The organism is Priestia sp. USM5, from assembly GCF_058323215.1.
This window is the reverse complement of the sequence record NZ_JBSGKN010000006.1, coordinates 43,048-64,407: the sequence shown is the minus strand read 5'-3', so window position 1 is coordinate 64,407 and position 21,360 is coordinate 43,048. Positions and strand designations below refer to the sequence as shown.

General features: G+C 38.5%; 23 protein-coding genes. 19 read left to right on the top strand and 4 right to left on the bottom strand.

All coding sequences use genetic code 11. From position 1 onward, the window contains the following. Positions 1 to 234 precede the first annotated feature (234 nt). From sufC to ACWATA_RS27630, 10 genes are all read left to right on the top strand, one after another. A complete protein-coding gene (gene sufC, locus ACWATA_RS27675) occupies positions 235 to 1,020 on the top strand; it encodes a Fe-S cluster assembly ATPase SufC (protein WP_013059647.1) in 786 nt (261 codons plus the stop codon). Between the two features lie 17 nt (positions 1,021 to 1,037). Continuing rightward, on the top strand, positions 1,038 to 2,345 hold the full coding sequence (sufD, locus tag ACWATA_RS27670) for a Fe-S cluster assembly protein SufD (protein ID WP_028412089.1): 1,308 nt from the start codon (positions 1,038 to 1,040) through the stop codon (positions 2,343 to 2,345). After that, positions 2,345 to 3,565 carry a cysteine desulfurase gene (locus ACWATA_RS27665; RefSeq protein ID WP_013059645.1) on the top strand — a complete coding sequence of 407 codons (1,221 nt, stop codon included), beginning with the start codon at positions 2,345 to 2,347 and terminating at the stop codon, positions 3,563 to 3,565. The genes sufD and ACWATA_RS27665 overlap by 1 nt, the downstream gene beginning before the upstream one ends. Beyond that, on the top strand, positions 3,555 to 3,989 hold the full coding sequence (sufU, locus tag ACWATA_RS27660) for a Fe-S cluster assembly sulfur transfer protein SufU (protein ID WP_013085338.1): 435 nt from the start codon (positions 3,555 to 3,557) through the stop codon (positions 3,987 to 3,989). Before ACWATA_RS27665 ends, sufU begins: the two co-directional genes overlap by 11 nt. Before the next feature lie 45 nt (positions 3,990 to 4,034). Continuing rightward, positions 4,035 to 5,432, top strand: coding sequence for a Fe-S cluster assembly protein SufB (sufB, locus tag ACWATA_RS27655; RefSeq protein WP_013059643.1), 1,398 nt, complete (start codon positions 4,035 to 4,037; stop codon positions 5,430 to 5,432). Positions 5,433 to 5,533: 101 nt separating this feature from the next. Next, a complete protein-coding gene (locus ACWATA_RS27650) occupies positions 5,534 to 6,388 on the top strand; it encodes a DUF72 domain-containing protein (protein WP_311265249.1) in 855 nt (284 codons plus the stop codon). A 120-nt stretch (positions 6,389 to 6,508) separates the two neighbouring features. Then, on the top strand, positions 6,509 to 6,811 hold the full coding sequence (locus ACWATA_RS27645; protein WP_013059641.1) for a YunC family protein: 303 nt from the start codon (positions 6,509 to 6,511) through the stop codon (positions 6,809 to 6,811). Between the two features lie 89 nt (positions 6,812 to 6,900). After that, positions 6,901 to 7,653 (top strand): sporulation protein YunB, encoded by a 753-nt coding sequence (yunB, locus tag ACWATA_RS27640; RefSeq protein WP_034264201.1) that lies wholly within the window; start codon positions 6,901 to 6,903, stop codon positions 7,651 to 7,653. A 248-nt stretch (positions 7,654 to 7,901) separates the two neighbouring features. Further along, a complete protein-coding gene (locus ACWATA_RS27635) occupies positions 7,902 to 9,416 on the top strand; it encodes a sodium-dependent transporter (RefSeq protein ID WP_028412627.1) in 1,515 nt (504 codons plus the stop codon). Continuing rightward, a complete protein-coding gene (locus ACWATA_RS27630; protein WP_141483520.1) occupies positions 9,416 to 9,532 on the top strand; it encodes a methionine/alanine import family NSS transporter small subunit in 117 nt (38 codons plus the stop codon). The genes ACWATA_RS27635 and ACWATA_RS27630 overlap by 1 nt, the downstream gene beginning before the upstream one ends. A gap of 30 nt (positions 9,533 to 9,562) precedes the next feature. On the opposite strand, the gene ACWATA_RS27625 is transcribed toward ACWATA_RS27630, so the two are convergent. Then, a complete protein-coding gene (locus ACWATA_RS27625; protein ID WP_028412626.1) occupies positions 9,563 to 10,564 on the bottom strand; it encodes a M23 family metallopeptidase in 1,002 nt (333 codons plus the stop codon). Between the two features lie 316 nt (positions 10,565 to 10,880). Here ACWATA_RS27625 and lipA point away from each other — a divergent pair, with 316 nt between their 5' ends. After that, a complete protein-coding gene (gene lipA, locus ACWATA_RS27620; protein ID WP_013059637.1) occupies positions 10,881 to 11,780 on the top strand; it encodes a lipoyl synthase in 900 nt (299 codons plus the stop codon). A 288-nt stretch (positions 11,781 to 12,068) separates the two neighbouring features. Here the strand turns inward: lipA and ACWATA_RS27615 are convergent, their stop codons facing one another. Then, positions 12,069 to 12,710, bottom strand: coding sequence for a YhcN/YlaJ family sporulation lipoprotein (locus tag ACWATA_RS27615; protein WP_033580449.1), 642 nt, complete (start codon positions 12,708 to 12,710; stop codon positions 12,069 to 12,071). A 196-nt stretch (positions 12,711 to 12,906) separates the two neighbouring features. On the opposite strand from ACWATA_RS27615, the gene ACWATA_RS27610 reads away from it, so the two are divergent. Continuing rightward, complete coding sequence (locus ACWATA_RS27610) at positions 12,907 to 13,182, top strand: YutD family protein (RefSeq protein ID WP_013059635.1); 276 nt, start codon at positions 12,907 to 12,909, stop codon at positions 13,180 to 13,182. Positions 13,183 to 13,230: 48 nt separating this feature from the next. Here ACWATA_RS27610 and ACWATA_RS27605 read toward each other — a convergent pair whose 3' ends face one another. Then, a complete protein-coding gene (locus tag ACWATA_RS27605; protein WP_033580450.1) occupies positions 13,231 to 13,497 on the bottom strand; it encodes a DUF3055 domain-containing protein in 267 nt (88 codons plus the stop codon). 162 nt (positions 13,498 to 13,659) lie between these two features. On the opposite strand from ACWATA_RS27605, the gene ACWATA_RS27600 reads away from it, so the two are divergent. Both ACWATA_RS27600 and ACWATA_RS27595 read left to right on the top strand, forming a co-directional pair. After that, positions 13,660 to 14,097, top strand: a complete 438-nt coding sequence (locus tag ACWATA_RS27600; protein ID WP_013085332.1) for a DUF86 domain-containing protein — start codon at positions 13,660 to 13,662, stop codon at positions 14,095 to 14,097. A 74-nt stretch (positions 14,098 to 14,171) separates the two neighbouring features. Beyond that, the gene (locus ACWATA_RS27595) at positions 14,172 to 14,942 is read left to right on the top strand and encodes a TIGR01457 family HAD-type hydrolase (protein WP_367077591.1); all 771 of its coding nucleotides are present in this window, start codon (positions 14,172 to 14,174) and stop codon (positions 14,940 to 14,942) included. A 37-nt stretch (positions 14,943 to 14,979) separates the two neighbouring features. On the opposite strand, the gene ACWATA_RS27590 is transcribed toward ACWATA_RS27595, so the two are convergent. Then, a complete protein-coding gene (locus tag ACWATA_RS27590) occupies positions 14,980 to 15,480 on the bottom strand; it encodes a phosphatidylglycerophosphatase A family protein (RefSeq protein ID WP_013059631.1) in 501 nt (166 codons plus the stop codon). 176 nt (positions 15,481 to 15,656) lie between these two features. On the opposite strand from ACWATA_RS27590, the gene yutH reads away from it, so the two are divergent. The 5 genes from yutH (at position 15,657) to thrB (ending at position 21,277) form a co-directional block, all read left to right on the top strand. Continuing rightward, positions 15,657 to 16,658: a spore coat putative kinase YutH gene (gene yutH / locus ACWATA_RS27585; RefSeq protein ID WP_028412623.1), complete on the top strand. Its 1,002-nt coding sequence runs from the start codon at positions 15,657 to 15,659 to the stop codon at positions 16,656 to 16,658. Positions 16,659 to 16,775: 117 nt separating this feature from the next. Then, the gene (locus tag ACWATA_RS27580) at positions 16,776 to 17,765 is read left to right on the top strand and encodes a 2-hydroxyacid dehydrogenase (protein WP_165635035.1); all 990 of its coding nucleotides are present in this window, start codon (positions 16,776 to 16,778) and stop codon (positions 17,763 to 17,765) included. Positions 17,766 to 18,006: 241 nt separating this feature from the next. Continuing rightward, positions 18,007 to 19,308 carry a homoserine dehydrogenase gene (locus ACWATA_RS27575; protein ID WP_014457900.1) on the top strand — a complete coding sequence of 434 codons (1,302 nt, stop codon included), beginning with the start codon at positions 18,007 to 18,009 and terminating at the stop codon, positions 19,306 to 19,308. Beyond that, the gene (gene thrC / locus ACWATA_RS27570) at positions 19,308 to 20,369 is read left to right on the top strand and encodes a threonine synthase (RefSeq protein WP_025752680.1); all 1,062 of its coding nucleotides are present in this window, start codon (positions 19,308 to 19,310) and stop codon (positions 20,367 to 20,369) included. The genes ACWATA_RS27575 and thrC overlap by 1 nt, the downstream gene beginning before the upstream one ends. Then, the gene (gene thrB, locus ACWATA_RS27565; RefSeq protein ID WP_033580452.1) at positions 20,363 to 21,277 is read left to right on the top strand and encodes a homoserine kinase; all 915 of its coding nucleotides are present in this window, start codon (positions 20,363 to 20,365) and stop codon (positions 21,275 to 21,277) included. Before thrC ends, thrB begins: the two co-directional genes overlap by 7 nt. Positions 21,278 to 21,360: the final 83 nt, after the last annotated feature.

Sequence of the window (21,360 nt, the reverse complement as noted above, 5' to 3'; positions counted from 1 at the left end):
ATAAAGCGGGTAAAAAGCTTGTCTTAGAAGGCTCTATCGAGTCTTTTAAGGCAACTTTTTTATGAGTGGATTTAGTCTTAAAAAACGTACATAATGGTTTAAAACCTTTTGGGTCAAAAGGTTGCTATAAGTTTTCATTTGTTATAAGATTGTAATGAGAATAAAATGAGAATAATTAAAAAGATATAGGTATATCGTTTTTTACTATATACGTCTATAACTGGAGGTTTTAATATGGCAGGGTCAACTTTAACAATTAAAGATCTTCATGTTGCAATTGAAGGTAAAGAAATTTTAAAAGGTGTTAATTTAGAAGTTAAGGGCGGCGAAATCCATGCAATCATGGGACCAAACGGTACTGGTAAATCAACATTATCTTCAGCAATCATGGGACATCCTAAATACGAGGTTACACAAGGAAGCATCACGCTAGACGGCGAAGATGTACTTGAGATGGAAGTAGATGAGCGCGCTCGTGCAGGTCTATTCCTAGCGATGCAATATCCAAGTGAAATCAGCGGGGTAACAAACGCAGACTTCCTACGTTCAGCAATTAATGCTCGTCGTGAAGAAGGCGAAGAAATTTCACTAATGAAATTCATCCGTCAATTAGACAAAAACATGGATTTCTTAGAAATGGATCAAGACATGGCTCAGCGTTACCTAAACGAAGGTTTCTCTGGCGGTGAGAAGAAGCGTAACGAAATTCTTCAATTAATGATGCTTCAACCAGGAATTGCAATTTTAGATGAAATCGACTCTGGTTTAGATATCGATGCGTTAAAAGTTGTATCAAAAGGTATTAATGAACTGCGCGGCAGCGAGTTTGGTTGCTTAATGATCACTCACTACCAACGTTTATTAAACTACATTACACCAGATAAAGTTCACGTTATGATGCAAGGTCGTGTTGTAAAATCAGGTGGACCAGAATTAGCGCAGCGTCTAGAAGCAGAAGGTTATGACTGGATCAAACAAGAATTAGGTATTGAAGACGAAACTGTAGAGCAAGAAGCTTAAGAGTTAGGAGGATCTCTATGACTATTGATACGAAATTACCATTTGATCAAGAGTACATCAGCAGCTTTTCAAAAGAAGCTAATGAACCAAGTTGGCTGCTAGATCTTCGCTTACAAGCTCTTGCGAAAGCAGAAGATCTTGCACTTCCAAAGCCAGATAAAACAAACATTTCGAAATGGAACTTTACTGCTTTTGACAAGCACACTTCACAGGCAAGCACAATCTCATCTGTAGACGAGCTTCCAGAAGTGGTTAAAGCACTGATTGATACAGAAGCGGTTAAGAATCTATATGTTCAGCGTGACCAAACAGCTGCATACTCAACGTTAACAGAAGAGCTAAAATCTCAAGGCGTTATCTTTACAGATATTCAAACAGCTGCTAAAGAGCATAGCGACCTTGTTGAGAAGTACTTCATGAAAGACGGAGTTAAAGTAGATGAGCACCGTTTAACTGCATTAAACGCAGCGTTATTAAACGGGGGTGTATTTGTATACGTTCCTAAAAATGTAGAAGTACAAGAGCCTCTTCAAGCTGTATTTGTCCGTGAAGATGAAGAAGCAGCTTTATTCAACCATGTTATTGTTGTAGCTGAAGACAACAGCTCAGTAACATATGTAGAAAACTACATTGCTACTGCTGAAGAGTCACACGGTGTTGTCAATATCGTGACGGAAGTATTCGCTAACAGCAATGCAAAAGTAACGTTTGGAGCTGTTGACTACTTAGCTAAAGGTACAACTACTTATGTGAACCGCCGCGGCGTAGCGGGCAAAGATGGTCGCATTGAGTGGGCTTTAGGCTTAATGAGTGAAGGAAATACAGTTTCAGAAAATACAACGTATCTAATGGGCGACGGTTCATATGGAGATACAAAAACGGTAACAGTTGGACGTGGAGAGCAGTCTCAAAACTTAACAACAAGTATCGTACACTTCGGAAAACATTCTGAAGGCTACATTTTAAAACACGGCGTTATGAAAGAAAGCGCGTCTTCAATCTTTAACGGTATCGGTAAAATTGAACACGGTGCATCTAAATCAAACGCTGAGCAAGAATCCCGTGTGTTAATGTTAAGTGAAAAAGCACGTGGAGACGCAAACCCAATTCTTCTAATTGATGAAGATGATGTAACAGCAGGACATGCTGCATCTGTTGGACGAGTAGATCCAATTCAGCTTTACTACTTAATGAGCCGCGGTATTCCGCAAACAGAAGCAGAACGTCTAGTTATTCACGGGTTCTTAGCACCAGTGGTAAACGAGTTGCCAATCGAAACGGTTAAAAAACAATTAACGGATTTAATTGAAAGGAAAGTTCGATAATGAATATCTCTGATATTCGTAAACAATTTCCTATTTTAGACCAAGAGGTAAATGGCAGCCCACTCGTTTATTTAGACAGTGCAGCAACTTCACAAAAGCCGCTTGCTGTAATTGAAGCAATTGAGAAGTATTACAAAGAATATAACTCAAACGTACACCGAGGTGTTCACACGCTTGGTACAAGAGCAACAGACGGATACGAAGGCGCTCGTGAAAAGGTTCGTAAGTTTATTAATGCAAAATCAACGGAAGAGATTATCTTTACGCGCGGTACAACGACAGCTCTTAATACAGTAGCTGCAAGCTATGGCCGTGCGAATCTTAAACCTGGTGATGAAATTGTGATTACTTATATGGAACATCACAGTAACATCATTCCTTGGCAGCAAGTTGCCAAGGAAACAGGTGCAACGTTAAAATATATTTCATTAACAGAAGATCATGCACTTTCACTAGAAGAGGTAAAAAGCACGATTACATCTAACACAAAAATTGTATCGATTATGCAAGTATCTAACGTATTGGGTACAATTAACCCAGTAAAAGAAATTGCAGAAATTGCACACGCTAACGGTGCAGTAATGGTTGTGGATGGTGCGCAAAGTACGCCTCACATGAAGGTGGATGTACAAGATTTAGACTGTGATTTCTTTGCTTTCTCTGGACATAAAATGGGCGGACCGACTGGAATCGGCGCTCTTTATGGAAAGAAAGAGCTTCTTGAAAAAATGGAACCAATCGAGTTTGGCGGCGAAATGATTGACTTCGTAAACTTATACGAATCAACGTGGAAAGAGCTTCCTTGGAAATTTGAAGGAGGTACGCCAATCATTGCAGGTGCAATTGGTTTAGGTGCAGCGATTGATTTCTTAGAAGAAGTTGGTTTAGATAACATTCAAGCACATGAGCACAAGCTAGCGCAATATGCACTGGATCGCTTATCGCAAGTAGATGGAATTACGATTTACGGACCGAAAGAGCGAGCGGGTGTTGTGACGTTTAATATTGAAGATGTGCATCCGCACGACGTTGCAACAGTAGTAGACGCTGATGGAATTGCGATTCGTGCAGGTCATCACTGTGCGCAGCCGCTGATGAAATATTTAAACGTATCGTCTACTGCACGTGCAAGCTTCTATCTGTATAACACGGAAGAAGAAGTAGATAAATTGGTGTCATCATTAATAAAAACGAAGGAGTATTTTACAAATGGCTTTTAATAATTTAGATACTCTCTATCGTCAAGTAATTATGGACCATTATAAAAACCCGCGTAATCGTGGAACATTGAATGAAGATACTGTGAACATTCATATGAATAACCCGACGTGCGGAGACCGCATTGAACTTTCTTTAAAAGTAGAGGACGGCAAAGTGGTGGATGCAAAGTTCGAAGGTGAAGGGTGTTCAATTTCAATGTCATCAGCTTCAATGATGACACAAGCAATTAAAGGTCAAGAAGTAGACAAAGCGTTTAAAATGGCCCATATCTTCTCTGACATGATGCAAGGTAAAGAGTATGATGATAGTATAGATTTAGGAGATATTGAAGCACTTCAAGGTGTAGCAAAATTTCCTGCGCGTATTAAATGTGCAACACTAGCGTGGAAAGCGATGGAAAAAGGTCTTAACGAACAAAAATAAGACCTTCATTCATTCCCAATCCTATCAAGTAGGGGGTAATAAAAGATGGCTAAAAAAATGCCAGAAATCGGCGATTATAAATATGGATTTTCCGATAAAGACGTATCAATTTTCCGCTCTAAACGCGGTTTAACAAAAGAAATCGTAGAAGAAATTTCTCGTATGAAAGAGGAACCACAATGGATGCTTGACTTCCGTTTGAAATCTCTAGAGCACTTCTACAACATGCCAATGCCACAGTGGGGCGGAGACATGGCAAGCTTAGACTTTGATGAAATTACGTACTACGTAAAACCATCTGAGAAGTCTGAACGCTCTTGGGATGAAGTTCCTGAAGAAATTAAACAAACGTTTGATAAACTTGGTATTCCTGAAGCAGAGCAAAAATATCTTGCGGGTGTATCAGCTCAGTACGAATCTGAAGTTGTTTATCACAATATGAAAGAAGATCTTGAAGCGCAAGGTATCGTATTTAAAGATACAGATACGGCGCTAAAAGAAAACGAAGATATTTTCCGCGAGCATTTTGGAAAAGTTATCCCGCCAACGGATAACAAATTCTCTGCTCTTAACTCAGCGGTTTGGTCTGGTGGATCATTCATTTACGTACCAAAAGGCGTAAAAGTAGATACACCATTACAAGCTTATTTCCGTATTAACTCTGAAAATATGGGACAGTTTGAGCGTACGTTAATTATTGCTGATGAAGGCTCACACGTCCACTATGTAGAGGGCTGTACAGCACCTGTTTATACAACGAACTCTCTTCACAGTGCCGTTGTAGAAATCATCATCAAAAAAGACGCGTATTGCCGCTATACAACAATTCAAAACTGGGCGAACAACGTATACAACCTTGTAACAAAACGTGCAGTTTGTGAAGCAAACGCAACAATGGAATGGATTGATGGAAACATCGGTTCTAAGTTAACAATGAAATATCCAGCTGTTATCTTAAAAGGCGAAGGCGCACGCGGTATGACATTATCTATTGCCCTTGCTGGTAAAGGACAGCACCAAGATGCTGGTGCAAAAATGATTCACTTAGCACCAAACACATCTTCAACGATCGTATCAAAATCAATTTCAAAACAAGGCGGTAAAGTAACATACCGCGGTATCGTACACTTTGGCCGTAAAGCAGAAGGTGCACGTGCGAACATTGAGTGTGATACGCTAATTATGGATAACCAATCAACTTCTGATACAATTCCGTACAATGAGATTTTAAATGACAACATCTCACTTGAACACGAAGCGAAAGTATCAAAAGTATCTGAAGAACAATTATTCTATCTAATGAGCCGCGGTATTTCTGAAGAAGAAGCGACAGAAATGATTGTAATGGGCTTTATTGAACCATTTACAAAAGAGCTTCCAATGGAATATGCAGTAGAGATGAACCGTCTAATCAAATTTGAAATGGAAGGTTCAATCGGTTAATAATAGATAAAAACTCGTTTGCTGTTTAAGCAAACGAGTTTTTTTGTATCGTTTGTATTAAAATAAAGAAAAGCAATCTAAGAAAATAGAGGAGGAATGGCATGATTTATATTGGAGTTACAGGCTGGGGAGATCATGATTCATTATATGAAGCGGGTGTTTCATCAAGAGACAAGCTTGCCGTATACGCAGGCCATTTTCCAATTGTTGAAGTCGATTCATCTTTTTACGCCATTCAACCTAAATCAAATGTAGAAAAGTGGATGAATGATACGCCGGAATCTTTTCGTTTTGTGGTAAAAGCCTATCAAGGCATGACGGGGCATATGAGAGAAGGAAATCCGTTTGATAGCAAAGAAGAAATGTTTCATGCATTTTTAGAATCAGTGAAGCCGTACGTAAGTTCAAATAAGCTTGGTATGATTTTATTTCAAATGCCGCCTTGGTTTGACTGTACAAAAGAAAACGTAGCCTATTTGAGGTATAGCCGTGAGAAGTTTGGAGATTTGCCAGTAGCGCTGGAGTTTCGAAATCAATCTTGGTTTAAACCATTTTTCTATGATAAAACGTTAACGTTTATGGAACAAGAGAAGTGGATTCATGGTATTTGTGATGAACCGCAGGCAGGAGAAGGATCTATTCCCACTGTGATTCATGCTACAGATAAACAGAAAACACTTATACGTTTTCATGGACGAAACGTACACGGTTGGAATAAGCCCGCAGAAGGCAATTGGCGAGCGGTAAGGTTTTTGTATCGCTACAATGAAAAAGAGCTCCTAGAGTGGAAAGAACGTCTTGAAAAGCTGCAAAAACAAACGAAGGACATTTACTTGTTATTTAATAATAACTCCGGCGGAGATGCTGTACATAATGCCAAACAGCTCATGAGCTTATTAAATATTGAATATGAGAATTTAGCTCCTAAGCAACTAGATTTTTTTAACGAATTTTAGCACCGAGGTCTATAAAATGTATAAGGATTACTCTAAACGTTAAATAGGTAGAAAAGTATATGTAAAACCTCACTTTTTTCTTTCAAAATCATAAATTGATTAAGAAAGGAGTGAGCTACTATGATTACCTTAGCGCCTATCGTAATTGAAGGTCATACGTTTAATGCAGTTACCGTATTGCTGCCAAAAACAACTTTGTTAACCATTTCATCAGATAAAGGCTACATTATGTGCGGAGCACTAGACGTAGGTCTATTAAATGATAAATTAGCTGATCGTCAAATAATAGCTGGAAGAGCTGTAGGTGTACGTACAATTGAGCAGCTTCTTGAAGCGCCGCTTGAATCTGTAACGCTTGAAGCTGAAAAAAGAGGGATTTTTAAAGGCACAATTGGCAAAGATGCTTTATTGAAAATGCTTTAATATAGTCGAGAATTTAAGATAAAACTTTTTAAAAGAAGCGTGAACCTCCTTATACATGCATACATATAGCTTGTAAGGAGGGATTTTTTTTGGTTAAACTTCGTCGGAAATTAACAAGAAAAGGCCCGCTTCCTTTTCGTTACGTTCTGTTGCTCACCTTTCTTTTTTTTATGCTTTCCACAGGGGTAGGATTATGGCTAATTAATAGAGGGATTGAACCAACGTTGATGAAATATGCTGAAGCACAAACAAAAGAGATTGCAACTTTAGTTATTAATAAAGCGGTGAATAAACAGGTACTCGATCAGCTCGACGTAGATGTCATTAAAGTGGAATCTACACCTAACGGTCAAGTAGCCAAAATTGACACAGCGCTTGTGAACCGAGTTAGAGCTCAAACTACGTCATTTGTCCAGGCTAACTTAAAAGAAGCAGAGAAAGGGAATTTAGATGCACTTGAACTTCCAACAGATATTCGTATTGAAAAAAATGAAAAGTTGCGGAATCAAGGAATTGTCTACCAAGTTCCGCTTGGGCAAGCGACTAATAATGCGCTGCTTGGAAATCTGGGTCCGCTGATTCCGGTTAAATTTCATGCTATTGGTGACGTTCAAACAGACGTAGTGCGAAAAATCGAGGAGTATGGAATAAATAATGCGTTTCTTGAAGTATCTATCAAAGTGAAAGTAAACATGCAAATCATTATCCCATTTGCAACTAAAAAAACAACCGTTACGGCTACAATCCCAGTCGGAGGCACCGTTATTCCTGGAAATGTTCCTGACTATTTTAACGGTGGAAACTCGTCTTCTCCGGCGATTGAACTTCCGAAGAAAAATTAACAATATTATATTAACGTGATAAAGTATTATTAAAAAAGCAGGTACGGAAGTTCAAAAAGACTTTCATACCTGCTTTTATTCATTGGTTAATTTGTCTGAATTTTCTATAAAAAATATTTTGACATACTATCTTCTCCCTTCTATAATTTGAGATAGGAAGTTATAGAAAGAATAATCTAAAAATTATAAAAATTCTCGTTGATCTGCGATAAAAAGAGAGTAGGGAGAGAACAAGAGGGGGAATTACGGTGGAAAATAGGCCGCAGTGGGGATCAAGAGCAGGGTTTATTTTAGCAGCAGCAGGTTCAGCAATTGGACTAGGGAATATATGGAGGTTTCCAGCTACTGCATATGAAAACGGAGGAGGAGCATTTTTTCTTCCCTATTTATTTGCTTTGTTGACGGCAGGGATTCCTATTTTAATCATGGAGTTTGCTATAGGTCATAAATATAAAGGTTCTTCTCCTTTATCATTAGCGAGACTAAGTCCAAAGGCTGAGTGGCTAGGCTGGTGGCAAGTAGCTATTTCCTTTTTTATTTCAGTTTACTATTCCGTTATTATCGCATGGGCGATGTCGTATTTTATCTTTTCATTTAAGTTAAGCTGGGGAAAGGATACGGAAGCGTTTTTATATGGAGATTACTTAAAGTTAGCCGAAGCACCAGGACAAACAGGAAGCATCGTATTACATGTTTTAATTCCGCTTGTACTTGTATGGATTGTGACGTTAGGTGTGTTATTAAAAGGAATCAAAAAAGGAATTGAAGCGGCAAATAAAATCTTTTTACCAACACTAATTGTTCTATTTTTAATCATTGTCATTCGAGCAGTAACATTGGACGGAGCAATGGAAGGTCTGCACGCTTTTTTTAAACCAAACTGGAGCGCAATTGGAGATGGAAAGGTTTGGATCGCAGCATATGGTCAAATTTTCTTTAGTTTATCTGTTGGTTTTGCTATTATGATCACTTATTCCAGTTACCTTCCAAAGAAATCTGATTTAACTAATAATGCGTTTATTACTGGATTCGGTAATTCCGCTTTTGAATTACTAGCAGGAATCGGTGTGTTTAGCGCACTTGGTTTTATGGCCACTCAGCAAGGTATCCCAATCGATAAGGTGGTTCAGGGAGGGGTAGGACTAGCCTTTGTTGTTTTCCCGCAAATTATTAATGAATTTCCAGCCTTTAAACAGCTGTTTGGCATGTTATTCTTTGCTTCCTTAACATTAGCAGGATTAACGTCACTTATTTCAATTATTGAAACATTTGTAGCAGGCATTCAAGATAAATTTACTATCTCACGTACAAAATCCGTATTAATAGGCGGAGGAATCGCTTCAATTTGCTCCCTATTATTTGCAACACAGGGCGGACTTTATTTCTTGGATGTGGTCGATTATTTCATTAATAACTTCGGAGTTGCTTTAGCAGGCTTAGTAGAAGTTGTATTAGTTGCTTGGGTATTTAAAAAGCTGAGCAGCCTTCAGCAGCATGCAAACGAAGTTTCTGATATTCGAATCGGTTCATGGTGGAAGATATGTTTAGGAGTAGTTACACCGCTTGTACTTGGGTATATGATGTTTGATAACTTCCGAAAAAATATTTCAGAAAATTACGAGCAGTATGCAACGACTTTTGTAGGTCCTTTTGGTTGGGGCGTGGCAGCTCTGGCTGTTATTTTAGGAATTGCTTTTTCTTTTGCACGATGGAAAGATGGGGCGACTCGTTTGTCAGTTAAAGAGAAGGGGGTTTCTAAATAATGGATGGAAGTTCAATTACAATGATGGTTGTAGGGATGGTCATCATATGGGGCGGCTTGGCCGCGAGTATTGCTCATGCTGTGAAAAAAGCAAAAGAAAGTAAACCATCAGGATAAAAAAACAGGAAGCATTAGCTTCCTGTTTTTTTATTTTTTCTTTAGTTCTAAACGATCATTTCTTTCCCACGTTCTTAACTGAGGATATGGGTCAAACGACCACTCATTTTTGCCGTTATCTTTATACATTCCGTAATGCAAGTGAGGAGGGAATTTCCCAGAAGTTCCAGGAGGTCCATAACCTGAACTTCCTACTCCGCCAATAAGTGTTCCTGGTTCTACAATTTGTCCTACTTTTAAATTTTTTGCAAATCCGCTTAAATGAGCTAAATAGTGATAGTTATTATGAAGGTCACGAATACCGATTCGCCAGCCTCCATATTTATTCCATCCTTTAAGCTCAATAATGCCATAGCAAGGGGATTTTACTGGAACTCCATAATCTGCAAAAATGTCTGTTCCTTCATGGATTCGTTTTCCACCCCAGCCGCGCGCATCTCCCCATGTACTGCGATAACTGTAGTTCGCACGGAGAGGGACAGGAAATGAAGAACCTTTTAAATCAATACGACCGTAATGGCGAAAAATTTTAGCATTCCCTAAAATAATATCAACCGCTTTAGCCCGGTGATAATAGTTCCAAAGCGCAATTTTAATATAGTCTTCGGACACCCCGAACGTCCGAATATAATCTGCCATGGTAAAAAGCATATCTTCATCATTAAATTGGTCTGCTTTTTTGTCTCCGTTCCCATCTTTACCCATTCCCCCGAGAAGAGAAATAGTAAGTGGGTTTGTATCTTCCAAATTTGGATTTAAAGAACCTGACCATTTTTCTGGAGGATAATAAATGGCGATCGCACCTTTTTCTCTTGGAATATCTTTATGAGAGCGTCGAATATTTCGTTCATACTGGTCAATCCCAGCAAAGTAATACCAAGGAATTGTAGTAGCGGCTTCCATTTGGTTATACAGCTCTAATCTCTTTTGAATAAGCATTTTTTCTTGATCTGCTGAAGATTCAGCTGTTACGTGGTGCCATCCTGTGAATATAGACATGAACATAAAAAGTAAGATAATCGTTTTGCGCATCGTGTTTCCCCCTTTCTAAAAATAGTGTGTAACACTAGTTTGCAGCGAGAAAAAAGATTTCATAAATATTAATTAATGGAAATCGCTTCAAAACTTTTTAAAAGAATTTTATTCAGAAGATAAATGGAAATTATATGGAGGATGAAAACGCACACATTTGGATGGAAAATAGAAGAAAACTGAGGAAAATAAAGAGCAGACAACTTGTCGAATCTCACTTTTTTATGATAAAGTGACATATAGTTATGTTTTTAATATGTAGTTAAAATTAAGCATATAGGTTATAGACATTTTCTAGATTGGTGGAGTTGATAATATGGCAACAAAAGAAGAGCATGTCCGCAAACCCGAGTGGCTGAAGATTAAGCTAAACACAAACGAAAATTACACAGGCTTAAAGAAAATGATGCGTGAGAAAAACCTTCATACAGTTTGTGAAGAAGCAAGATGTCCGAATATTCATGAGTGTTGGGCTGTTCGTCGTACGGCAACTTTTATGATTTTAGGAGAAGTATGTACACGTGCCTGTCGTTTTTGCGCGGTTAAGACAGGTTTACCAACAGAATTAGATTTAGAAGAGCCAGAACGCGTAGCAGATTCTGTTCAGCTAATGAACTTAAAACATGCGGTTATCACAGTAGTAGCTCGCGATGATTTAAAAGACGGAGGAGCAAGCGTATTAGCTGAAACAATTCGTGCGATTCGTCGTAAAAATCCATTCACAACAATTGAAGTATTGCCTTCTGATATGGGCGGTGTGGAAGAGAACTTACGTATTGTAATGGACGCACGTCCTGATATTTTAAACCATAATATTGAAACAGTACGCAGCCTTACGCCTCGTGTTCGTGCTCGTGCTAAATATGAGCGTTCTCTTGAGTTCCTTCGCCGTGCAAAAGAAATGCAGCCGGATATCCCTACAAAATCAAGTATCATGCTTGGTCTAGGAGAAACAAAAGAAGAAATTATTGAAACGATGGATGATTTGCGTGCGAACAATGTAGATATTATGACGCTAGGCCAATATCTACAGCCAACTAAAAAGCACATAAAAGTTCAGAAATATTACCATCCAAATGAGTTTGAAGAGCTAAAAGAAATTGCATTATCAAAAGGATTCAGCCATGTCGAAGCAGGTCCTCTTGTACGTTCTTCTTACCATGCAGATGAGCAAGTTAACGCTGCTGCCAAAAATAAAGCACAAGAAAGCAAATAAGGTAAAAAGAGGCTGGGACGAAAGTAGTTTAGCCGAAGTGAAAAACGAACCATTAATCAAATTGTTTGATTAGTGGTTCGTTTTTTTGTTACGGTTAACGTAAAATTTATCAGTTTTGTTCCTTCTAGCAGTTGATTGGAGCGCAAGCGACGAGGAGGCTCAGCGGCCGCCCGCGGAAAGCGAAGCCTTGCACGGAAATCAACTGCGGTGTCACAAGCGGTTCAGCTCATGTGTCTCATTTCTTCGTCTTTCGATTACATTCTTTTAGTTACGTCTCAACTTTTTTGTCTATTCCACCATATCTTTGTCCGTCATCGGTTCATTCAATTCGTTTTTCTCTCTTCCATTTGCATCTTCTCCGCCGTTCATTTTACGCCCTTGGGGAGATTTTAGCATTTGTTGAATAACAGCATCGATTCGTTTTCTAGCATCATTTGTTTGTGTATTCATTTCACTGATATTTTCGATTTGGTCCATCTGTTTCGGATTATCTGAGACGTATACATGATAATAACGAGGGACTACAGACATAGCTGTACGTTTTACCTGATCGGCTGCGTTATTCCTGTTTTTAGCATCTGTTTTATAAGCAACAAGCACATCTTTATCCGTTACTAGCGTAGCGGCTTGTTTAATATTTGGGATAGCGGTGCTCAGTTTACTAATATTGTCGGCTGCTTCCTCTCGGTTAAATGTTCCTACTTGGTTCATATTGGAACTTTGTTCATTTGTGTTTTTAGTGTATCGGACATATCCATAATTTGTGCCGCTATTATTATTTGGATTATAATAATGATTAGGCTCGTTTACATTAATGGCATCTGGGTTGTTTGGTGATAAATTTTCATTTTCAGCTGTGTTTTTATTTTGACAGCCAATGGTTAAAATACTTGTTATTAAAGCGATTCCAAGAATAGATTTCTTCACCATTTCCACCTCCTGTAGTTAAATATCGTACGCCAGGTAAACCGGCGAACCTTCATGTGGAGCATAAAAGATCAGTAGGTATACCGATAAAACTCCTACAGGATTAGAGTGCTGCTTATACGTGAAAAATTTCATGTTAATTGATGGTTTCATCATCATAATTATGGTATGGTAAATTTTAAGAGAAGAGGTGTGAGCAATGGTCTGTATCAATAATATTTGTTATGAAGTATTAAAAGATGAGCGCGAGGCATTTAATGAAGAGGCGTTTAGAGGTCGCTTTATCGACGTGCTGAGCCGCTATGACTATATTGTGGGAGATTGGGGATACAATCAGCTTCGACTGCGAGGCTTTTTTGATGATCGTAACCAGAAGGCAACGTATGATACGAAGATTAGTACGCTTCAAGATTATTTACATGAATATTGTAATTTTGGCTGTGCGTATTTTGTCTTAAAAAAAGTCCATAAGTAAAAAAAGGCAAGCCGAAGACACTAATTGTCCTTCACGCTGCCTTTTTTTTTAGATGATTTCATATAAAAATTCGCGAAGTTCCTGACCATCTTCGCTGTTTAGTTTAAATACTTCTTCAAGATAGTGGGGTTCTTCAAGGTCATCTTGTCCAATAATGGCAAAGCGTCCTCCTTGAATATCAAGAACAACTTGTTTGCCATAATAACGGTCGGTTTGGATAATAGCTAAATCAAATCGTTGATTTTCGCCCATAAAGCTGACAAACCGGGTCTTTGTAGAGACGACATCGTCATATAGATAAAAGCGTTCGCTCATAGGTATACTCCTTTCATAGGTTGTATTTGTATCATATCAAATAAGGTCAAAAACAAAAATGAATTTATCAAATGGATAATGGGTCATGATAAAATAGAACAGGAACCCCGTTTGTTTATGAAAGAAGATTTATACAGAGCTGACAACTAGGGAGGAAATAATATGTACTTTGTAGATCGTGAAAAAATAGAAGCCACGCTTGTTTTTTTTGATGAACACGTTCGTTTGTTTGCTGAGCATTCGAGCTGGAACACAGAAATAGAGAAAAAGGCATTAGAGAGAATTGTACATCTTTTAATTGAAAACGTTTTAGATGTAGGAAATGCAATGATTGATGGTTTTATTATGAGAGACCCAGGCAGTTACGATGATATCATTGACATTTTAGTTGATGAGAAAGTGGTTAAAAAAGAGGAAGAAACACCATTAAAAGAGATTGTTCAATTGCGTAAAAGCCTTGTTCAAGAATATGTGGATGTTAATCATCAGGATATTTATCAAAAAGTGATGCAGCATAAAGACGTACTGGCGGCATTTTCAGAGCGCGTAAGGACATATCTAGAGACAGAGTTAGGACCTGTGTCTGCTTTTCGTAACTAAAGGCAAGCAATTTGTAGTTGTATAAAAAATAAGCTATGATTTCAAGTATGAGACTTGAAAGGAGATCACACAACATGAAGGAATATAAAGGATATTTGATTGATTTAGATGGAACCATGTACAAAGGAACAGAGCTAATTGCCGAGGCGCGTGATTTTGTTATTAAATTAAAGGAAAAAGGAATTCCTTATTTATTTGTAACAAACAACTCAACAAAAACGCCCGATAAAGTAGCTGAAAAGCTAGAGGCATTTGGCATTCCTGTAACAGAAGAGCAAGTTTTTACAACAAGCCAGGCAACAGCTAATTATTTGCATGAACGCAAAGCAAACGCTTCAGCTTATGTAATTGGTGGAGAAGGAATCCGACATGCGTTGCTTGAAAAAGGATTTACCATTGAAGAGGAAGATACGGATTTCGTAGTTGTTGGTTTGGATCAGGAAATTACATATGAAAAATTAGCAAAAGCATGTTTAAACGTTCGAAACGGCGCCTTTTTTGTTTCGACGAACGGAGATATTGCGATTCCTACTGAAAGAGGCTTACTGCCTGGTAATGGATCTATCACGTCCGTTATTACGGTTTCTACTCAAACAAATCCAGTATTTATTGGTAAACCAGAAAGTATTATTATGGAGCAAGCCCTTGAAGTCATCGGTACGCCAAAAGAAGAAACAATCATGATTGGTGATTACTATGATACAGATATTTTAGCAGGGATGAATGCAGGCTTAGATACATTATTAGTCCATACAGGGGTAACAACAAGAGAGTTACTAGAAGGATATGAGAAAAAGCCAACTTATACGGTAGATTCACTAAAAGAGTGGATGGAGCGAATTTAAAAAGCTGTCAATTGACAGCTTTTTTTGTTTTTAAAACCTATTCTTGACTGGCAGCCCGATGCGCTAACCGGCTAGAAGCAGCGGCAGCAATTGCGCCTACTAAATCATCTAAGAAAGTGTGGCACTCTCCAGTAGATTTATCGTTTAATCTTTCTAAAATACCCGGCTTTTGTTTATCAATATACCCGTAATTGGTAAAGCCGATTGATCCGTACACATTTACAATCGATAATGCTAAAATTTCGTCGATACCGTATAAACCTTCATCTTTCTCAAGAATATCCAACAGAGGCGGCTCAATCACTTTTTTTTCCGTGAGGACATCTAGTTGAATACCCGTTAAAATAGCATTTTGAACTTCTCGTTTAGAAATGACGCGCTCAACGTTATATAAACAGTCTTCGATTGTTAAGTTTGGGTGATACTTTTTTTGCAAGTAATAGACCAGTTCAGCAATGTCTGTAAGAGCCACGCCGCGTTCTATTAACCATTCTCTTGCTTTTTTTTCTAATTCACTTTGTGTATGTTTTTTCTCCAAGTATCATCACCTGTTTTCTATATATTTTTAAGTCTAAAGTTGTTTCATACTACTAACCCGGAGTAAATAACTATAAATGGTGTATTTCTAATCTATTCATTCCTCCGTAAATATTATGACAAGTAATGTTGTTTTCCATCATATAATTTCTTGAATGAATGAAGAGAGGGATTAAAATGATACAAACCATTTATGAGCATTACGGATTACGTCCAAATGAATTTATGCCCGTTGGTAAATTTGAAGGTTTTCAGTATCGAGATATTTTATATACAATCATTAATGTAAAGCAAATGGAACAAGACGAGTTAAATGAACTATATCAAATGAGTCAATTTCTGATGGGCCAAGGTGATCGCCATGTGGCAACATTTATGCCTAATTTAAATGGAGAAATGATTACAGAAACTGAAACTGAAAAATTTATCATTTGCCGCTGTCTTGCGGAAGAGAAAAACCCCAATTTTTCACCTGGGCACGAGCTAGCTGTTTTTCATCAAAAAGGGAGGCTGTTTCCTTATGAAGTGGAAAAAGCAAACCGGCTAGGGCAATGGAAGTCCATGTGGGAGAAGCGTCTCGACCAGATGGAGCAATTTTGGTATGGAAGATTACGTGCTTTACCTAATCAAGAGATGGAAAAACGTTTTTTAGAAACTTTTCCTTATTACCTAGGATTAACGGAAAATGCTATTCAATACCTAGTAGACACGGAAATTGACGATTTGCCCCGGTCAGTTGACGCTGCGACGATTTGTCATCATCGGTTCGGCCAAAAAACATGGGGGGAAGACCACGTTTACAAGCTCCCGGCAGACTGGGTTTTCGATCACCCTAGCAGAGATATAGCTGAATATATAAGGGAACAATATTTATTAACATACGCTGTCGATGAAAGGCACATGCATCAGTTTTTAAGTGAATACGAAAAGGTAAATCCACTTTCTTCTTTTTCATGGAGACTGTTATATGCTAGACTTCTTTTTCCCGTTCATTATTTTGAGGTCATTGAAGGATACTACAGTGTACAAGATGAGCGGGAAAAACAAAAGTATTATGAGAAGCTTGAAGGAGTATTAGCTCATTCTTCTCACTACGAAGCTTTTCTGAAGCGCTTTTACCAGTCGGTAGGCATTTCAACGTCTCGTTATCACATTCCTGAATTAACATGGATTCATTAAAAAGCGATTACTATAGAATATGATAAAATAGAAAAATAGGTGTTGGATAATCCAAACCCGTTTTTCTATTTTGTTTTTGTGCATGCAGTTTAAAAAGGATAAAGAGGTGGCGTACATATGGACAAGCCGTTTGTATTTATTACGAGAAAAATACCGAATGAATTAATTGAACCTTTAAAGGCAGTAGCGAATGTGGAAATGTGGGATAAAGAAGATGAGGCAGTCCCTCATGAGCTGCTTTGTGAAAAAGCTAAGCACGCACATGCTCTATTAACAATGCTTTCAGACCGTATTGACAGTGAATTGCTTACGCAAGCTCCTCATTTAAAGCTTGTAGCTAACTTAGCGGTCGGATTCGATAATATTGACATAGAAGCGGCAACTGAACGCGGAGTTATCGTTTCTAATACACCCGATGTTTTATCTGATACAACAGCGGATTTAACGTTTGGTTTGTTAATGAGTGTAGCTAGACGTTTAGTAGAAGCTGCTGAATACGTAAAAGAAAATCAGTGGAAAAGCTGGAGCCCATTTTTGTTAGCGGGTAGAGATGTTCACCATAAAACATTAGGTATTGTTGGAATGGGGAAAATTGGAGAGACGCTTGCGAAACGTGCTACAGGTTTTGATATGGAAATCTTGTATCACAATCGGAGCCGCAACCTCCAAGCAGAACAAAAGCTCGATGCAGTTTACTGTGAGTTAAATGAGCTGCTTGAGCGATCTGATTTTATTGTTTGTTTGACACCGTTAACGGACGAAACCAAACATTTATTTAATGCTGAAGCATTTAAACAGATGAAAACAACAGCGATTTTTATTAATGCTTCAAGAGGAGCAGTGGTTGATGAGCAAGCACTGTTACATGCAATTCAATCAGGTGAAATTGCCGGAGCTGGCTTGGATGTATTCGATCAAGAGCCTATTTCTGCTTCTCACCCTCTTCTTCAATTGCCTAATGTTGTAGCGCTTCCTCACATCGGCAGTGCGAGTATCGAAACGCGCACGGAAATGATTTCTTTATGCGTAAAAAACATTAAAGCAGTGCTCACAAAAGAGTCTCCTATTACAATTGTAAATAAAGAAGCGTTTGCGAAAAAATCATAATGGAAAAAGGCAATTTCATTTCGGTGAAATTGTCTTTTTTTTATTAAAAAACAGTGGTAGCCATGTTATGATAATAAAATGAAATATTTTAAAAATTTACATTTATCTTTATATACCAATTTTTTTAACAAGTTTACGAGAAAAGATGTCCAGTAAACCTTGTAAAAAAGAAAAATAAGGTCTATAATGTCCTCTATAAGAGAACAAATGTATACGTAGAAAGAACACAGAGGTGAGGAATATGACAAAAAGTATTTCAGTAGGATTATTAGGATTAGGAACGGTAGGAAGCGGAGTAGTCAAAATTATTGAAAATCATCAGGACAAATTAAGTCATCAAGTCGGGTGCCCAGTAGAAGTTAAAAAAGTAGTAGTTAAAGATATTGATAAGAAGCGTGACGTAGAAATTAGTGAAGATAGATTAACAACGAATGTTGAAGACGTTTTACATAACGCGGAGATTGACGTTGTCATTGAAGTAATGGGTGGAGTTGAAGAAACAAGGGATTATATCTTAACAGCCCTTCGTAATAAAAAGCATGTGGTAACGGCAAACAAAGATTTAATGGCAGTTTACGGCTCAGAATTGTTAACGGTAGCTTCTGAAAACAACTGTGATTTATTTTATGAAGCAAGTGTAGCAGGCGGTATTCCAATTCTTCGTGGATTAGCAGATGGGTTAGCATCTGATCGTATTACCAAAATGATGGGAATTGTCAATGGAACAACAAACTTCATTTTAACGAAAATGACAAAAGAAGGAAGCGCTTATGATGAAGTGTTAAAAGAAGCGCAGGATTTAGGATATGCTGAAGCTGATCCAACTTCTGACGTAGGTGGTTTAGATGCTGCTCGCAAAATGGCAATCTTGGCTACACTAGGGTTTTCAATGAAAATTGACTTGGACGATGTTCGTGTTCAAGGTATTACAGAAGTAACGGAAGAAGACTTGCAATATAGTAAACAATTAGGCTATACGATGAAACTGATTGGATATGCACATCGTGACGGCGACAATGTAGAAGTTAGTGTTCAGCCAACTCTTTTAGCAGATACACATCCCCTTGCTTCCGTAAGCGATGAGTACAATGCTGTGTATGTATACGGAGAAGCTGTTGGAGAAACGATGTTCTACGGACCGGGGGCAGGAAGCCTGCCAACTGCCACTGCTGTCGTATCCGATTTAGTAGGCGTTATGAAAAACATGCGTTTAGGTGTGAATGGTAAAAGTGCGGTAACACCTCAGTATCCAAAACAGTTAAAAGCAGAAGATGAAATGTTCTCAAAGCATTTCTTACGTATTCATGTTAAAGATCAAGTTGGCGCATTTGCAAAATTAACAACACTATTTTCAGAGCGTGGCGTGAGCTTCGAAAAAATTATCCAACTTCCTGTGAAAGGAAGCGAATTAGCTGAGATTGTTGTTGTTACACACAAAACATCTCAAAAAGATTATGAGGAAATCCTTCAGCAGCTTCGGGATTTACCAATTGTAGAAAATGTAAAAAGCAGTTACCGCGTAGAGGGAGTTGGCACAGTATGATGTGGAAAGGTCTATTAGCTGAATATAAAGAATTTTTACCTGTAACAGAGAAAACACCTATGCTTACGCTACATGAAGGAAATACGCCTTTAATTCATCTTGCTCATTTATCAAAAGAGCTAGGCATTGACTTACATGTAAAAGTAGAAGGGCTAAATCCAACGGGGTCATTTAAAGACCGCGGAATGGTAATGGCTGTAGCCAAAGCAAAAGAAGAAGGAAGCAATACGGTTATTTGTGCATCTACAGGTAACACATCCGCAGCTGCAGCAGCTTATGCATCACGCGCTGGCATGCGCTGTATCGTTGTTATTCCAAATGGAAAAATTGCGATGGGGAAATTAGCTCAAGCTGTTATGTATGGTGCAGAAATTGTAGCAATTGAAGGAAACTTTGACCAAGCGCTTTCTATGGTTCGTAAGCTAAGTGAAACATCACCTGTTGCACTTGTAAACTCTGTAAACCCATACCGTATTGAAGGGCAAAAAACAGCTTCTTTCGAAATTTGTGAACAGCTTGGAAAAGCGCCTGATGTTTTAGCTATTCCGGTAGGGAACGCAGGGAACATTACAGCTTACTGGAAAGGATTCAAAGAATACAGTGAGCGTCACCAAACGTCTCTTCCTCACATGCATGGTTTTGAAGCAGAGGGTGCAGCGGCGATCGTGCGTAATCAAGTTATCGAAAATCCAGAAACAATTGCAACGGCTATTCGAATCGGAAATCCAGCAAGCTGGGATTATGCTGTAAACGCAGCAAAAGAATCAAACGGAAAAATTGATGAAGTGACAGATGAACAAATCTTAGAAGCATATCGTACAATTGCACGCAAAGAAGGCGTATTTGCAGAGCCAGGTTCTTGCGCTTCAATTGCTGGTGTGTTTAAAGATGTAGCTTCTGGTAAAATTGCAAAAGGTTCAACGGTTGTAGCTGTACTAACAGGTAATGGATTAAAAGATCCAAATGTAGCAATCGATGCTCATAACGTAAAGCCAGTGGTTTTACCAAATGATGAAGAAAAGGTATTTGAGTATATCCAAGGTGTCGTTGCTTCATGCTAGAAAATGAGCGTTTTGTCATTACGGTCCCAGCTAGCTCTGCTAATTTAGGGCCAGGATTTGATTCCATTGGAGTGGCTTTATCCCGCTACTTAAGATTAACAGTAGAGCGTCATGACGAATGGGTTTTTATCCCTGAAACGAAAGAAGTGCAAAGTATTCCTACAGGTACAGATAACTTAATGTATGAAGTGGCACAAGACGTGGCTCGTCAATTTAACATTGATCTTCCAAGTGCGAAGGTCAATGTTTGGAGCAATATTCCGTTAGCAAGGGGACTTGGAAGCAGTGCATCGGCTATCGTAGCTGGAATCGAGCTGGCCAATGTACTGTGTGACTTGCGTTTATCAAAAAGAGAAAAGCTTCGCATCAGCAGCTTAATGGAAGGACATCCCGATAACGTCAGCCCGTCTATTTACGGCGGCATCGTTGTTGGTTACCATCATGAAAAGGAAACATATATTGCTCAAATACCTGAATTTGATGTCGATATTGTGATGGCTATTCCAGAATATGAATTAAAAACAACGGATGCCCGTGATGTGCTGCCTTCCGATATTAATTATCGCCATGCAGTAGAAGCTGGAGCAATAGGCAACATGCTAGTAGCAGCTCTGTTAAATAAAGATTTACCTCTGGTAGGCGAATTTATGGAGAAAGATTTATATCACGAACCTTATCGTATGAGACTCGTGCCAGAGCTTTCTCTTGTGCGAAAAGAAGCAAAAGCTCTCGGCGCATACGGTGTGTCACTAAGCGGAGCCGGTCCGAGTGTATTATGTTTAGCACCAAAAGGAAAAGGAAAAGCGATTGCTGAACATATGTATGCTTTACTGCCGAACTGTGAAATAGATGTTTTACAAATTGACCGCAAAGGTGTATTTGTAGAAGCTGAAGTCACAACGAGCTAATAAAAAAATCCTCATTCATTTGAATGAGGATTTTTCATTTGCAAGCCCCAATAAAATGGGAGGTTGCTTTTATAATAAAATCA

Bases quoted from the DNA above. Each gene is read 5' to 3' on its own strand.
- lipA (WP_013059637.1), top strand. From the start codon at position 10,881: ATGGCAACAAAAGAAGAGCATGTCCGCAAACCCGAGTGGCTGAAGATT.
- thrB (WP_033580452.1), top strand. From the start codon at position 20,363: ATGCTAGAAAATGAGCGTTTTGTCATTACGGTCCCAGCTAGCTCTGCT.
- ACWATA_RS27575 (WP_014457900.1), top strand. From the start codon at position 18,007: ATGACAAAAAGTATTTCAGTAGGATTATTAGGATTAGGAACGGTAGGA.
- ACWATA_RS27600 (WP_013085332.1), top strand. From the start codon at position 13,660: ATGTACTTTGTAGATCGTGAAAAAATAGAAGCCACGCTTGTTTTTTTT.
- ACWATA_RS27610 (WP_013059635.1), top strand. From the start codon at position 12,907: ATGGTCTGTATCAATAATATTTGTTATGAAGTATTAAAAGATGAGCGC.
- ACWATA_RS27625 (WP_028412626.1), bottom strand. From the start codon at position 10,564: ATGCGCAAAACGATTATCTTACTTTTTATGTTCATGTCTATATTCACA.
- ACWATA_RS27650 (WP_311265249.1), top strand. From the start codon at position 5,534: ATGATTTATATTGGAGTTACAGGCTGGGGAGATCATGATTCATTATAT.
- sufC (WP_013059647.1), top strand. From the start codon at position 235: ATGGCAGGGTCAACTTTAACAATTAAAGATCTTCATGTTGCAATTGAA.
- ACWATA_RS27615 (WP_033580449.1), bottom strand. From the start codon at position 12,710: ATGGTGAAGAAATCTATTCTTGGAATCGCTTTAATAACAAGTATTTTA.
- thrC (WP_025752680.1), top strand. From the start codon at position 19,308: ATGTGGAAAGGTCTATTAGCTGAATATAAAGAATTTTTACCTGTAACA.
- ACWATA_RS27580 (WP_165635035.1), top strand. From the start codon at position 16,776: ATGGACAAGCCGTTTGTATTTATTACGAGAAAAATACCGAATGAATTA.
- ACWATA_RS27645 (WP_013059641.1), top strand. From the start codon at position 6,509: ATGATTACCTTAGCGCCTATCGTAATTGAAGGTCATACGTTTAATGCA.
- yutH (WP_028412623.1), top strand. From the start codon at position 15,657: ATGATACAAACCATTTATGAGCATTACGGATTACGTCCAAATGAATTT.
- sufB (WP_013059643.1), top strand. From the start codon at position 4,035: ATGGCTAAAAAAATGCCAGAAATCGGCGATTATAAATATGGATTTTCC.
- ACWATA_RS27665 (WP_013059645.1), top strand. From the start codon at position 2,345: ATGAATATCTCTGATATTCGTAAACAATTTCCTATTTTAGACCAAGAG.
- ACWATA_RS27605 (WP_033580450.1), bottom strand. From the start codon at position 13,497: ATGAGCGAACGCTTTTATCTATATGACGATGTCGTCTCTACAAAGACC.
- ACWATA_RS27595 (WP_367077591.1), top strand. From the start codon at position 14,172: ATGAAGGAATATAAAGGATATTTGATTGATTTAGATGGAACCATGTAC.
- ACWATA_RS27630 (WP_141483520.1), top strand. From the start codon at position 9,416: ATGGATGGAAGTTCAATTACAATGATGGTTGTAGGGATGGTCATCATA.
- sufD (WP_028412089.1), top strand. From the start codon at position 1,038: ATGACTATTGATACGAAATTACCATTTGATCAAGAGTACATCAGCAGC.
- sufU (WP_013085338.1), top strand. From the start codon at position 3,555: ATGGCTTTTAATAATTTAGATACTCTCTATCGTCAAGTAATTATGGAC.